The 14,367-nt window shown below is 69.6% G+C and carries 11 protein-coding genes; 6 read left to right on the forward strand and 5 right to left on the reverse strand.

The window, feature by feature from the left end; translation table 11 throughout:
- Nucleotides 1–42: 42 nt before the first annotated feature.
- The 4 genes from SM754_RS02635 to SM754_RS02650 all read right to left on the reverse strand — a co-directional run bounded on the left by SM754_RS02635 (nt 43) and on the right by SM754_RS02650 (nt 4,013).
- Entirely contained in the window at nt 43–1,560 is a 1,518-nt protein-coding gene (locus SM754_RS02635; RefSeq protein WP_323674659.1) for an LVIVD repeat-containing protein, read from the reverse strand.
- 98 nt (nt 1,561–1,658) lie between these two features.
- A complete protein-coding gene (locus SM754_RS02640) occupies nt 1,659–2,636 on the reverse strand; it encodes an ROK family protein (protein WP_323674660.1) in 978 nt (325 codons plus the stop codon).
- Nucleotides 2,637–2,793: 157 nt separating this feature from the next.
- A complete protein-coding gene (locus SM754_RS02645; RefSeq protein ID WP_323674661.1) occupies nt 2,794–3,474 on the reverse strand; it encodes a TIGR00266 family protein in 681 nt (226 codons plus the stop codon).
- Nucleotides 3,475–3,566: 92 nt separating this feature from the next.
- Nucleotides 3,567–4,013, reverse strand: coding sequence for a universal stress protein (locus SM754_RS02650; RefSeq protein ID WP_323674662.1), 447 nt, complete (start codon nt 4,011–4,013; stop codon nt 3,567–3,569).
- Between the two features lie 184 nt (nt 4,014–4,197).
- On the opposite strand from SM754_RS02650, the gene SM754_RS02655 reads away from it, so the two are divergent.
- Nucleotides 4,198–6,453 carry a PAS domain S-box protein gene (locus SM754_RS02655; protein WP_323674663.1) on the forward strand — a complete coding sequence of 752 codons (2,256 nt, stop codon included), beginning with the start codon at nt 4,198–4,200 and terminating at the stop codon, nt 6,451–6,453.
- A gap of 33 nt (nt 6,454–6,486) precedes the next feature.
- Here the strand turns inward: SM754_RS02655 and SM754_RS02660 are convergent, their stop codons facing one another.
- Nucleotides 6,487–7,068 carry an LURP-one-related/scramblase family protein gene (locus SM754_RS02660; RefSeq protein WP_501993732.1) on the reverse strand — a complete coding sequence of 194 codons (582 nt, stop codon included), beginning with the start codon at nt 7,066–7,068 and terminating at the stop codon, nt 6,487–6,489.
- A gap of 117 nt (nt 7,069–7,185) precedes the next feature.
- Here SM754_RS02660 and uvrA point away from each other — a divergent pair, with 117 nt between their 5' ends.
- From uvrA to SM754_RS02685, 5 genes are all read left to right on the forward strand, one after another.
- Nucleotides 7,186–10,203, forward strand: a complete 3,018-nt coding sequence (gene uvrA / locus SM754_RS02665) for an excinuclease ABC subunit UvrA (RefSeq protein ID WP_323674665.1) — start codon at nt 7,186–7,188, stop codon at nt 10,201–10,203.
- A gap of 453 nt (nt 10,204–10,656) precedes the next feature.
- Entirely contained in the window at nt 10,657–11,130 is a 474-nt protein-coding gene (locus SM754_RS02670; RefSeq protein ID WP_323674666.1) for a type IV pilin domain-containing protein, read from the forward strand.
- Between the two features lie 87 nt (nt 11,131–11,217).
- Nucleotides 11,218–12,279 (forward strand): beta propeller repeat protein, encoded by a 1,062-nt coding sequence (locus SM754_RS02675; RefSeq protein ID WP_323674667.1) that lies wholly within the window; start codon nt 11,218–11,220, stop codon nt 12,277–12,279.
- Between the two features lie 71 nt (nt 12,280–12,350).
- The gene (locus tag SM754_RS02680) at nt 12,351–13,442 is read left to right on the forward strand and encodes a geranylgeranyl reductase family protein (protein WP_323674668.1); all 1,092 of its coding nucleotides are present in this window, start codon (nt 12,351–12,353) and stop codon (nt 13,440–13,442) included.
- 2 nt (nt 13,443–13,444) lie between these two features.
- Nucleotides 13,445–14,341: a metallophosphoesterase gene (locus SM754_RS02685; protein WP_323674669.1), complete on the forward strand. Its 897-nt coding sequence runs from the start codon at nt 13,445–13,447 to the stop codon at nt 14,339–14,341.
- The last annotated feature ends 26 nt before the right edge of the window (nt 14,342–14,367 follow it).

Below are 14,367 nucleotides of genomic sequence, written 5' to 3' on the forward strand. Positions count from 1 at the left end.
GGCAGCGAGGCCGACGAACGGACCCGGACCGGTCGGCGGTCGCTACTCCTCGGCGTCCGCGCTCTCGTCGTCGCGAGCGAGGAGGCGCGCGGCACCGAGCCCGAGGCCGCCGGCGGCCGCGAGCGCCCCGAACCCGGGCGTCGACCCGTCCTCCGTGGTCGTCGTCGGCTCGGCGGTCGTCGGCTCGGCCGTCGTTGGCTCGGTCGTCGTCGGCACGGTCGTCGTCGGTTCGGTCGTCGTCGGCTCGGTCGTCGTGCTCTCGCTCTCGAGGTACTGCGACCAGTCGATCTTCGAGACGAGGCTCGTCTCCTCCGGAGGCGTGAACACGCCCGGCGGGTCCGCCATCTCGCCGCCCTCCGTGGAGAACGTCATCACGCTCCCCTGCATGTTCCCGGCGACGAAGAGGTCGCGGTCGGCCGCGACCTTTGCGCCCCAGAACATCGTCTCGCTCGGGTTCCGCCACCACCCGAGACGCTCGGGGTTCGCCGGGTCGCTCACGTCGTGGACCATGACGCCGCCGTAGTACCACGAGGAGAACAGGCGGTCGCCGCGCACCGAGAAGTTGTGGCTCGTCGTGAACTGCCCGCCGCGACCCTCGTTCTCGGCGCCCGGCGGGTGGATGTTCCCGACCTCCTCGGGGTTCGCCATATCGGAGATGTCGAACACCCTGATGCCGCCGGCGCCGCGCTTGTCGTCGTTGGGATTCATGTCCCAGGACTCCGCGCCCTTGTAGAGGTAGTTCCCGTCGGGACTCGGGCGGACGTAGTGGGAGTTCTCCGGCGGCTGGAGGCCGACCGCGCCGAGGCTTCCCTGGGGGACCTGCGAGAGCTTCTCGGCGGGCAGCCCGCCGGCACGCCCCAGCATCTCGGGGTTCGCCTTGTCGCTGACGTCGACCATGAACGTCCCGGCGTCCCACTGCGCGAGGTACATCACGTCGTCCTGCACGTAGAGGTCGTGACAGGACCGCAGGAACCCGTGGACCTCGCTCCACTTCTCGTCGTGGTCGACGATGGAGTAGGAGTTGACGACCTCGAAGCTGTCGCCGCTGGTGTCGACGATCTTCGCGCCCTCGTACTCGAAGTCCGAGACGGTGAGGTAGGCGTAGCCGTCGGTGAAGAAGCTGTTGTGGATGGGGTGGTCGACGGTGAGGACGTCGAGGCGCTCCGGGTTCGCGGGGTCGGCGATGTCGTAGAGGAGCGCGGCCTTCGGCAGGTCGCCCTGGCGCGGCGAGTTGTTCGGGCCGGTGACGAGCAGGCGGTCGCCGTCGATCTTGACGTCCGCAATCATCTGCATGGGGCCGTCCTCGTCGTCACCGAGGAGGTTCCCGCGTTCCGCGGCGATGCTCGGCGACGCCGGGTCGCTGATGTCGACGACCGCGAACCCCTTGCCTGCGGCGACGGCGGCGAAGTTCCCGTCGGTGGTCGTCGCGACCTCTTGGGCGCCTTCGACGGAGACCTCGCCCTTGGGGGCGTACGATGCGGTGTCTGCGCTCGCGACTCCGCCCAGACCGGCGGCGGCGAGCGCGGCAGCACTCGAACGGAGGACGTCTCTTCGTCGCATACCAGCACACCAACCCGCCGTATAGTTAAAAGATAGCGAATGTACGACGTTGATTTTACCAACCCTGTCAGAGGATGACACGGAGTCGGCGGGGTCGGTCAGGCGGTGAGGTGCTTCCGGTCGCCGGTTCCCTCGGTCATGGCGCTCGCCAGCGCGCCCTTCACGACGACGTCGTCGCCGAGCGTCGTCAACTGGATGTCGGGGACGTTCGTCATCACCATCTCGTTCACGCGCTCGCGGATGGGGTCGAGCACGCGCTCGGTGTTGTGGAGCGCGACCGCGCCGCCGACGAACACGACGAGGGGCGCGAACGAGTGCACGAGGTTCGTGACGCCGATGGCGTTCCAGTGCGCGAGCTGGTCGACGACGTGCGCGGCGAACGCGTCGTCGTCCGCGTGCTCGAAGACGTCCGCGGCGGAGAAGTCGGGGTCGTCGAGCGGGAGCGAGGTGTCGACGGCGGGGTCGTCCTCCGCGAGCAGCTTCGCGTACCGCGGGATGTTCTCGCCGGAACAGTACGCCTCCCAGTGACCGTCCTTCCCGCACCCGCACTCCATCCGGCCGCGGGGGTCGACGACGTAGTGCCCGACCTCGCCGGCGTTCCCGTCCCAGCCGGCGGCGACGCGGCCGTCGACGCAGACGCCCGCGCCGATGCCGGAGGAGATGGTGAGGTACGCCATGTCGTCGGGGTTCCGCGAGGAGTGGAAGCGCTCGCCGATGACGCCAGCGGCGGTGTCGTTGTGGAGGTAGACGCGCTCGCTGTCGACGAGCTGTCCGATGGGGCCGGCGAGCGGGATTCGGTCGATGGTGTCGGGGAGGTTCGCGGGGTCCTCGACGCTCCCCTCGGCGAGGTCGAGCGGACCGATGGAGCCGATGCCGCAGGCCTGGACGTCGGTCGGGGCGACGCCCGCGTCGGTGCACGCGCCACGGAGGGCGTCGAGGACGGCCTCGGTGACGGCGATACCGGTCGGCCCGTGCGGTGTTCCTCGACGATTCGACCCGACGACGCGCCCGTCGGCGTCGCCGACGACGGCCCGGATGTTCGTGGCGCCCAGGTCGACGCCCGCGTACGTGGCCATTCTCGTTCGAGTGACGAACCCGCGCGCACTTAACGCTGTAGCATTTACTCGAAACCGAGTTTCGCGGGCGAGCGGTGGGAAGAAAGCTGGCGCCGGCACGGTCGCCCGAGCGGCCGGTCATCGCTGCATTCCGGGTGGGTTTTCGTCGCGTTCCCGGTCAGTTGCTGTCGTTCGTCGAGGGCAGGTTCGGGATGAGCCACGAGAGGAACGCGTCCTGGCTCCGCGTCTGCAGCCACACCCGTCCCGGTCCCCGGAACTCGGCGACGAGGCCTTCGCCGGAGAACAGCGTCGACTTCAGGCCGCCGACCTTCGTGACGTCCCAGTTCACCTCGCCCTCGAACGCGACGATGTGGCCGGTGTCGACGACGAACCGCTCGCCCGCCGCGAGCTCGCGCTCCTCGACCGCGCCGTAGCTCGACATGAACACCGGGCCGGTCCCTGCGAGTTCCAGGAGGAACAGCCCTTCGCCGCCGAAGAACGACCGGCCGCCGCCGAACTTCGTGTCGACGTCTATCTCGGGGGTCGCCGCGAGGTACGACCCGCTCTGGACGAACAGCGTCCCGTCGAGGTCGTACTGGACGACGTCACCGGGAAGCGGCGGTGCGAGCGTCACCGACCCCGGCGAGTCGGCGGTGAACGTGTTCCGGAAGAACGACTCGCCACCGAGGACCGACCGCTTCAGGTTCTTCATCAGGCCGCCGCCGCCGCGGTCCGTCCGGATGCTGATTCCGTCCTCGTGGGACACCATCGCCCCGGCTTCGGCCATGATGGTCTCGCCCTGGTTCAGGTCGACCTCGACCGCGGCGAACGACGGCCGGTTCCGTATCTCGTACTCCATGCAGTATCATACGCCGGTTGACAACATAAGCGTGCGCTGCGGGGTGGTCGCCCGACGCACACGGTATCGGGCCGACGACCGGCACCCGTCGGTCAGTTCGTCCCTGCGCGGACGAACGTCACCGGACAGGGCGCCGAGAGCATCACGGACTGCGCGGTCGACCCGAACACCGCCTTCCCGGTCGGGGAGCGGTCGCGGCCGGCGACGAACACGCGGTCCGCGGCGACGTCCTCGGCCGCGGCGACGATGGCGTCGGACTTGCCCCCGATGCGACCCCGAATCTCGTACGCCACGTCGGCGTCGTCGAACGCCGCCGTCAGGTCGCGGACGGTCCGCTGGCGGCGAGCGGCCGCCGTCGGACTCGCTTCGGACTGGTCGAGTCGCTCGCGGACCTCCTCGAATTCGTCCTCCTCGAACACGTGCAGGAGCACCACGCGAGCGCCGGTCGGTACCGCCACGTCCGTCACGGCCGCCGCGAGCGTGTCGACCCGGTCCGCGTCCCCCGGACCGACCGCGACGAGCAGCGTCGATAGCGTCATGCACTCCACGTCGACAGGCACGACCATAATTCTGGCGGAGAATTTACTCGGAACCGGAGCAAAGCGTTCGCTTCCGGTGGGGAACGCGGACGACGCCGCGTCCTCGCGCACTCGTCACCCCGAACGCGCGGTCGTCGGCAGACAGTTTCATGATGACACCCCCGCCTAGAGACACGCGACGCGGATGAGCGCGCAGACCGCAGTCCTCTACGTGCAAGGGGACGACGACACCACACGGCACGCCCTCACGGACCGCGAGGACCTCCTGGTGTACACCGCCGCCACGCAATCCGAAGCCAGCGACGTCCTCGGGTCCGCACGCGTCGACTGCATCGTCTGCCCGCACGAACGCGACGACGGCCCGAGCGGCCGACGACTCCTCGAACGCCTCACCACGAGCCACCCCGGCGTCCCCGCCGTCCTCACCAGCCAGCACCCCGACGACGACCTCGCCGCCGCCGTCGCCGCCGGCGCCGCAACCGAGTACCTCCCGCTCGGGGTCTGGTCGGACCCGACGGCACGCCTCGTCGAACGCGTCACGCATCACGCCGACGCACGCGTCACGACCCCCAACGACCAGACCCTCGGCGGCCTGCTCGCCACCGCCCGCGAACTCATGACGACGCGCCGCCCCGAATCCATCGCGACCGTCGTCACCGACGCAGCCGTCGAGATCCTCAGCTTCGAGCGCGCGAGCGTCTGGCTCGTCGAGGACGTCACCGCACTCGCCGCCGTCCACGACGCCTACGACGCCCCCCGCACCCTCACGCTCGCCGCCGCCCGCCCGGACGACCACGACTGGCAGCCCACGTACGACGCCGGCGCCGAACCCGTCGGCCGCGTCTTCGAGAGCGGCGAACCGACCGTCATCGAGCACGCCGACTGCGCGCTCATGTTCTTCCCGCTCGGCGACCACGGCGTCCTCGCCGTCGGCGCAGAAGGCGTCGACGCCATCGCCGACGCCGACGTCCAACTCGCCGAGATACTCGCCGCGAACGCCGCCGCCGGCGTCGACCGCGCCCGCCGCGAACAGACGCTCTCGCTCTACCAGACCGTCGTCGACAACGTCCGCGAGATGACGTACGTCCTCGACGAACGCGGCCGCATCGTCCTCGCGAGCGACGAGGTCGTCGACGCCTCCGGCCACGACCGCGAGGACGTCCTCGGCTCGCACGTCTCACAGTTCTTACCCCCCGAGAGCGTCGACCGCGGCAGCGAACTCATCGCCGAACTCCTCGACGCGGACGAGCCCAGAGCCACGCGGACGTACCGCGCCGACGCCCTCATCGCCGACGGCGACCCCATCCCCGCCGAGATCGAACTATCCGTCCTCCGCGACGACGACGGCACGTACCAGGGCACAATCGGCGCCATCCGCGACATCAGCGACCTGCTCGCCGCCGAAGCCGAACGCGACCGGGAACGCGACCGCTTCCGGTCGCTGTTCGAGCACCTCCCCGACCCCGTCATCGACTCCAGCTTCCAGGACGGCGAACCCGTCATCGACTCCGTCAACCCGGCGTTCGAGCGCGTGTTCGGCCACGACGAGAGCGACGTCCTCGGCACGCCCGTGAACGACATCCTCGTCCCGGACGGCGACGACGACGAGACCGCCGGCGAACTCGACGCTCGAGCGCTCGCCGACGAGACCGTCAGCGCCGAGATAACGCGTGCGACCGCCGACGGCGACCGCCACTTCCTCTTCCGGGGCATCCCCTACCACGTCGACGGCGAGGACGTCCACGCGTTCGGTATCTACACCGACATCACCGACCAGTACGACCGCGAACAGCACCTCCAGGTCCTCCATCGCGTCCTCCGCCACAACCTCCGCACGGACATGGGTATCGTCACCGGCTACCTCGACCAGCTCACCGAGGACCTCGACGACCCCGACGCCGTCGGCATCCTCCGGCACGTCATCGGGCGCGCCGAGGACGCCGCCGCGCTCGCCGACAAGGTCCACCAGCTCGAACAGGTCATCCGGAAGGACTCCACGTTCACCACCGGCCCGACGAACGTCGCCGCCAACGTCCGGTCGCTCGCCGACCGCCTCCGGGACACGTACCCCGACGCCACCATCACCACCGACGCGCCCGACGAAGCGATAGCGAACGCCGACGAACGCCTCGACCTCGCAGTCGAGAACCTCGTCGAGAACGCCGTCGAGCACGCCCAACGGCCCGACCCCGTCGTCGAGATACTCGTCGAACCAGCCGACGACGGCAGCGTCGACATCGTCGTCGCCGACAACGGCCCCGGCATCCCAGACCACGAACGCGACCTCCTCACCGGCGACCGGTCCGTCTCGCGCGTCGAACACGGCGAAGGCCTCGGGCTCTGGGTCGTCTCCTGGGTCGCACGGTCGCTCGGCGGCGGCGTCTCCTTCGGCGACCCCGACACCGGTAGCGAGGTCGTCCTCGAACTCCGCGCCGCCTGATGCCGTCCACCTTCGAGACCCGAACGCCCGCGGTCAGTTCCCCTGGATAGCGTCGATGACCATCGCCGCCGCGACGACCGGCTCCTTCGGGACGTCGCTCGCGTCGTCGATGTGGATCTCGTAGCGGTCCTTCAGCGAGAACTGGCCCTCGATGCTCCCGACGTGGTCGCCGTCGCGGTCCGTGATCTCGTACTTGTGCGGGATCAACTCGCCGAACGGCAGGACGTTCCGGGCGACCGTGACGAGCCCGCCGCGCGAGTTGATCTCCGCGAGCTTCGCCTCCGTCCGCGCGTCCCGGATCTTCCACGTGTCCTGGAAGATACTGTAGTCGTTGTCGAGGATGACGAGGTCCTCGCCGGTCCGTGCGTCCGTCAGCACGTAGTTCCCCGCGACGTCGATGATACCGCCCGCCTTCACCGTGAACACCTCCCTCCCGTCCGCGTCCACGAACGGGAACTCCTCCTTCATCTTGAACATCTTCTGCTTCCCGCGGATGACGACGTTCCCGTGGGAATCCATCGCCTTGTACTTGTTCCGGACGAGCGCCTGCTCGACGGTGTAGTGGTCGTCGACGAGGTCCAGTCCCTGGATGTCGTAGGTCCGGTCGCTAGCCATACCACCCATTGCCCGACCATCGGTCTTAAACGAACGGACGGGTCGGACGGACGCGGAACCCCACCGTATCGAACGCAACCGACAACCCTTCACCGGTGCAGTCACTGTCTACCCCCAATGACAAAGGAGTACATCGAGGTCCGCGGCGCGGAAGAACACAACCTCAAGGACATCGATGTCGAGATCCCTCGCGAGAAGTTCAACGTCGTCACCGGCCTCTCGGGGTCCGGGAAGTCCTCGCTCGCGTTCGAGACCGTGTACGCCGAAGGCCAGCGTCGCTACATCGAGTCGCTGTCGGCGTACGCCCGGAACTTCCTCGGGCAGATGGACAAACCCCAGGTCGAGACCGTCGAGGGCCTGTCGCCAGCGATCAGTATCGACCAGAAGGCCGCGGCGAACAACCCACGGTCGACGGTCGGCACGGTCACGGAACTCCACGACTACCTGCGACTGCTGTACGCTCGCGTCGGCACCCCGCACTGTCCCGAGTGCGGACGCGAGGTCGGCGAACAGAGCGCCCAGGAGATGGTGAGCCGCATCACGGAACTCCCCGAGGGCACGAAGGCGAAGCTGTGCGCGCCCGTCGTCCGCGACCAGAAGGGCGCGTTCGAGGACGAGTTCGACCGTCTCGTGAGCGAGGGCTACGCCAGGGTGGAGGTCGACGGGGAACCGTACGACCTCACGATGGACCGACCCGACCTGGACGAGAACTACGACCACACGATCGACGTCGTCGTCGACCGCATCAAGGTCAGCACCGAGGAACGGCCGCGCATCACTGACTCCGTCGAGACGGTGCTCGACGAGGCCGACGGCGTCGTGAAGGTCGTCGTCCCCGACCCGCCCGAAGGCGCCGCGGAAGCCCTCGGCGGGTCCGCCGCCCGGTCAACGGGTGCGCTCGGTGACGCCGACGGCGACGACGCGGACACCACCGACGACCGGCTCGTCGTCGAACTGAGCGAAGCGCTCGCGTGCACGCACTGCGGCATCGACATCCCCGAAATCGAGACGCGGTCGTTCTCGTTCAACTCCCCGCACGGCGCGTGCCCGGAGTGCGAGGGCATCGGCGAGACGAAGGAGGTCAGCGAGGCACGGGTCGTCGTCGACGAATCGAAGCCGCTCAAGCACGTGTTCGAGGCGTGGAGCTACAACCGGTCGTACTACCAGACGCGGCTGGACGCGGTCGCCGCGCACTTCGACGTGAGCCTCGACACGCCGTTCGAGGAGCTCGACGACGACGTGAAGCAGGCGTTCCTCTACGGGACGAGCGAGGAGGTCGTGTTCAAGCGTCGGACGAAGAACGGGACGCGCCGGAAGGAGAAGCGGTTCGAGGGCGTCATCCCGAACCTCGAACGCCGGTACCTGGAGACGGACTCGGACTCGACCCGCGACCACATCGAGGACTACATGAGCGTCACCGAGTGCCCGGCGTGCGACGGGTCGCGACTGAAGCCCGCGAGTCGCGCGGTTCTCGTCGACGGCACGAGCATCGCGGACGTGAACCGTCTCAGCATCGGTGACGCCCTGGAGCACTTCGAGGGCGTGGAGGCGAACCTGAACGAGCGCCAGACGAAGATCGCCAAGGAGATTCTCAAAGAGATTCGCGCCCGCCTCGGGTTCATGACCGAGGTCGGCCTCGAGTACCTCACGCTCGACCGCGAAGCCGCGACGCTCTCCGGCGGCGAGAGCCAGCGCATCCGGCTCGCGACCCAGATTGGGTCGGGCCTGGTCGGCGTGCTGTACGTGCTCGACGAACCGAGCATCGGCCTGCATCAGCGCGACAACGACCGCCTCCTGAACACGCTCGAGGAACTGCGCGACCTCGGGAACACGCTCATCGTCGTCGAGCACGACGAGGAGACGATGCGGCGCGCGGACGAGGTCATCGACATGGGGCCCGGCCCCGGCAAGCGCGGTGGCGAGGTGGTCGCGCAGGGCGACTACGACGACATCGTCTCCACGGACGCGTCCGTGACAGGCGACTTCCTCGCCGGCCGCGAACAGATCCCCGTCCCGGCACAGCGCCGGAGCGCCGACGGCCACCTCACCGTCGAGGGCGCACGCCAGCACAACCTGAAGGACCTCGACGTCGACCTCCCACTCGGGTGCTTCACGGCCATCACGGGCGTCTCCGGGTCCGGGAAGTCGACGCTCATGCACGACGTCCTCTACAAGGGCCTCGCTCGTCGCATGAACGACAACACGTCGGTGAACCCCGGCGAGCACGACGACATCTCGGGCATCGAGGACGTCGAGACGGTGCGGCTCATCGACCAGAGCCCCATCGGGCGGACGCCGCGGTCGAACCCGGCGACGTACACGGGCGTGTTCGACTACATCCGCGAGCTGTTCGCGGAGACGAAGCTCTCGAAGCAACGCGGCTACGAGAAGGGTCGGTTCTCGTTCAACGTCAAGGGCGGACGCTGCGAGGAGTGCGGCGGGCAGGGCACGGTGAAAATCGAGATGAACTTCCTGAGCGACGTCTACGTGCCCTGCGAGGCGTGCGACGGGGCGCGGTACAACGACGCGACGCTCGACGTGACCTACAAGGGGAAGACCATCGCGGACGTCCTCGACATGAGCGTCGACGAGGCGCACGACTTCTTCGAGTCGTCCTCCAGACTCCGGCGGCGCCTGAAGCTCCTGAAGGACGTCGGCCTCGGCTACATGCGGCTCGGGCAGCCGTCGACGACGCTCTCCGGCGGGGAAGCGCAGCGCGTGAAGCTCGCGGAGGAGCTCGGGAAGAAGGACTCCGGGAACACCCTGTACCTACTGGACGAGCCGACGACGGGCCTGCATTCGGCGGACGAGAAGAAGCTCATCGACGTCCTGCATCGACTCGTCGACAACGACAACACGGTCGTCGTCATCGAGCACGAGCTCGACCTCGTGAAGAACGCGGACCACGTCGTCGACCTGGGGCCGGAAGGCGGTGAGCACGGCGGGGAACTCGTCGCCGAAGGCACGCCCGAGGCGTTGGCGCAGACGGACGCGTCGCACACGGGCCGGTACCTCCGGGACCTCCTCCCGGCCGTGGACGCGGAGGGACCGCGCGGCGAGCGCGTGGAGCCGGAGACGCGCGACATGGAGCACGCCGAGGAGGAGCCCGAGGCCGCGCCCGCGACCGACGACTGACCGGCGTCGCCCGCGACCGACTCCCGGGCATCTGCTCGTGCTGTCGCGAAGCGATCGCTCGACCGTCGAACCGAGCCACCGAACGCGGTGGCGCTGGAGCGGGTGCAGTCCCCGGTTGCATCGCTGCAATTGTCCGGTGTATGGCGTTCAGGCGGCGCTCGCCGGGCCCGGGCGGTGCGCCGCGCTCCCGTCGAGGCCGCGCCGGGGTGGTGGTCGGCGGACGTCGACCGTCGCTTCGTTCACGTACTTGAACCTTCGTCGAATCCTCGGTCGGGCGGCGGGACGGCCGACCACGGCTTCGATTTCGATGTCCTGGCTGAGAAGTCAAGTAGTTGAAATGGTGTCCGACGAATACTCGAACCCGTCTTAATTTCGCAATTCCATTAACTATATTAAGAACTGGTGTGTACGTGGTTACATAACGGGCGACGGCGCTCGTCCGGGGGATGGACCATGCAACTGGGAACGCTGCTTTCGGACGACGACGCGGTATCGCCAGTCGTCGGCGTCGTGCTGATGGTCGGCATCACGGTCACGATGGCCGCGGTCATCGGCGTGTTCGTGCTGGGTGCGAGCACGACGACGTCGGTTCCGGACGCCGAGTTCCGGTACGACGCCCACCAGGGCGGAGACGACAAGTGGGATGGCGACGCGAGCGAGCAGTTCGTCATCGAGCACGACGGCGGCGAGGACGTCGAGCTCGACCGGGTCGAGGTGCAGTACGCGGGCACTGACGTCTCCTCGGGGACGCTGTCGTGGGTGGACTCGACGCCGCCGAGCGGCGACGCGTGGCGCCCCGGCGAGGAGTGGGTGCTCGAGGATACCGGTGGAGGCGGCGACTTCGGGGAGAACGAGCAGGTGCTCGTGCTGTGGACGACGCCGGACGGGTCGGGCTCGCAGATTCTCGCGAACGGCGACCTCCCCTGACGGGCGGTTCGTCGGTGGTTCGTCGGCGGTCGTCGATCGGTCACCTTCGGCACGTCGTTTTTCGGGGAGCGACGCGTGTGTGGGGGTATGTTGTACGTCGCGACGGACCGCCGCGTGGCGGTGGTCGACCCGACGGCACCGGTGGTCGAGGAGACGTTCGTGCCCACGACGGGCGACGCGGGCGATTCGAGCGACGTTGGTGATGCGGGCGACGGCGTTCGCGTGGAGTGCGTGGCGTCGTCGCGGGCGCGACCGGAGCGTGCGTTCGCCGGGACGGCGGGGGCGGGGGTGTTCCGGACGACGGACGGTGGCGGGTCGTGGTCGCGCGTCGACCTCGACGCGGCAGTTGCGGGCGCGGGCGTGGACGCGTCGCACGTGACTGCGGTCGCGGTGGCGCCGTGGGACGCGGACGTCGTGTTCGTGGGGACGGAACCGTCGCGCGTCTACCGGTCGGTCGACGGTGGCGAGACGTTCGCGCACCTTCCGGGACTGATGGCGTTGCCGTCGAGCGGCGAGTGGGCGTTCCCGCCGCGACCGCACACGCATCACGTGCGGTGGCTGGAACCGGACCCGGGCCGGGAGGGCCGCGTGCTGGTCGCGGTGGAGGCGGGCGCGCTCGTCGTGCTGGACGTCGACGAGGGGACGGCGTCGTTCGTGGAGCGGCCGCCGGGGTCGCGCCGGGACACGCACGCGATGGCGACGCATCCGGACGCGCCGGGGCGCGTGTACGCCGCCGCCGGCGACGGGTACGCCGAGAGCGCCCGTCACGGGGACGCGTGGGAGCACCCCCAGGAGGGCCTCGGGCATCGGTACTGTTGGAGCGTCGCGGTCGACCCTGCGAACCCCGCGGTTCGCCTGGTGAGTGCGGCTTCGGGAGCGCGAACCGCGCACACGCCGGGCCGCGCCGAATCGTACGTGTACCGGAAGCGCGGTGACGACCCCTGGGAGCGCGCGATGGACGGCCTCCCGGACCCGGAGGGCACGACCCGACCCGTGCTCGCGGCAGGCGACGACGCGGGCGAGTGCTACGCCGCGTCGAACCGCGGCCTGTTCCGGACGACCGACGCCGGCGAGTCGTGGACGCGCGTCGACGTCGACGTTCCCTTCGACGAGGGCGGCGGGACGGCGCGCGGTCTCGTCGCGGTCTGAGCCGGTCGGCGAGGAGACCGGCGGCGCGTGCAATCGGGAAGAATTTACCGCTCGCCTCGCTCTCTCCGTGCATGTACGATTTCGTCGTCGTCGGCGTCGGCCCCGCCGGAGCGCGGTTCGCGCGCCGGGCGGCCGAGGCCGGATACGACGTGCTCGCGCTCGAACAGGGGCGGCTCGGGGAGCCGCTCGCGTGTTCGGGGCACGTCTCCGGGGACATCTGGGCGTACGCTGGCGAGGACGCTCGCGAGACGCTCCTGCAGAACGAGGTGTACGGCGCGCGCTTCCACGTCGAGGGACCGGGGAGCGACTTCGAGGACTTCTACAAGACCGAGGTCGTGTCGAACGTCATCGACCGCGTCGGTCTCGACCGCCACCTCGCCGACCTGGCGCGCGATGCGGGAGCGGACGTCCGCGAGGAGCACACCGTGACGAACGTCGACGAGGCCACGGAGTCGGTGACGGTGACGGTCCGCGGCCCCGACGGCGTCGAGGACGTCGAGGCGAAGATGGTCGCGGGCTGCGACGGCCCGACCTCTCGCGTCCGCCGCGACCTCGGCCTCCCCGAACCGGGCGAACTCCTGCACGGCGTGCTCGGGTTCAGCGACGAGGCCGACCACGGCGACCGCGTGGACGTCCACCTGACGATGCCGGAGTTCTTCGCGTGGCGCATCCCGCGTGGCGACGCCGGCGTCGAGTACGGGCTCGCGGCGTCCCCGGGCCCGGACGTGAACGAACTGTTCGACGACCTCGTCGGCGCGAGCGGGTACGACGTCGACGTCGCGAAGCGCTGCTCGGGGCTCATCCCGGTCGGCCCGCCCGACACCGTCACGAGTCACCGCGGGTTCCTGATCGGTGACGCGGCCGCGCAGACGAAGCCGTTCACTGGCGGCGGTATCCTCTACGGGATGCGGAGCGCGGACCACGCCGCCCGCGAGATCGAACCGGACCGGCCGGGGACCCTCGGCGCGTACGAGGCGGCGTGGCGCGACGAACTCGCGACCGAGATACGGCTCGGGCACGCGATCCGGCGAGCGTACTCGCTCCCAGAGCCGGTCCAACGCGTCGGCCTGAAGGCGTTCTCCGGCGAGATCGGCGTGCACATGGACAAGCCGACGAGCGTGTTCTCGCGCGAGCACCTCGCGAGCTGGCTCGGGCGGTCGTGACGATGTCGTCGGACGCGAACGCACCGCGAGACACCGTGCTCGCGCTCGTCGACGACGAGACGTCCCCGCCGACGGTGCTGTCGCTCTCCGACGTCCACGGCTACTACGAGTCGTTCGCGTCCGCGCTCTCGCTCCCCGCCGACCACCCCGAGTTCGCGCCGCTCGTCGAGCGCGACGCGGACGGCGACCTCCACTGGGCCGGCGGGCGGAACGGCCGGGAGTACGTCCTCGTCGCGAACGGCGACCTCGTCGACCGCGGTGGCGACAGCGAACGCGTCGTCGAGACGGTCCGCCGACTCCGGGGCGAGGCGCCCGACGGCCACGTCCGCTATCACTGCGGGAACCACGAGCAGTTCGTGCTCGCGGGCGGCGTCGGGTCGCCGGGCTGGTACTGCGACCGCGTCGACGACGCGACCCGTCGGTCGTTCTTCGACGCGGTCGCCGACGGCGACCTCGCGGTCGCGTACGACGGCTACGCGTACACGTACAGTCACGCGGGTGCGGTCGAGGGCGTCGACCCGGCGAGCGCGAACGACGTGTTCCAGGCGGTCGCGGCGTCGGTCGCGGACGTCGTCGGCACGGACGCCGACGCGTACCGGACGTTCGAGCGCGCGTTCGACGACGAGTGGGTGACGCGTGCCGGTGGCGCGCACCCGAAGGGGCGGGACGCCGGCCCGCTCTGGCTCGGCTGGGAGCACCTTCCCGCTGACGCCCCGAACCAGGTCGTCGGGCACACCCCTCACGAGCGCGTGACGCGGAAGGGGAACGTCGTCTGCGAGGACGTCACGAGGAAGAACGTCGGCGGCGCGGGTGGGGAGGCGATGACCGTGGAGACGCCGGACGGGCTCCGGGTGCTCGAACGCGCCGGCGACGGGAGCGCGCGACTCCGAGACGTCTGAACCGCCGCACGCGCCGTCCCCGTCCG

Source organism: Halorubellus amylolyticus (assembly GCF_034808145.1).
Taxonomy (GTDB): Archaea; Halobacteriota; Halobacteria; order Halobacteriales; family Natrialbaceae; genus Halorubellus.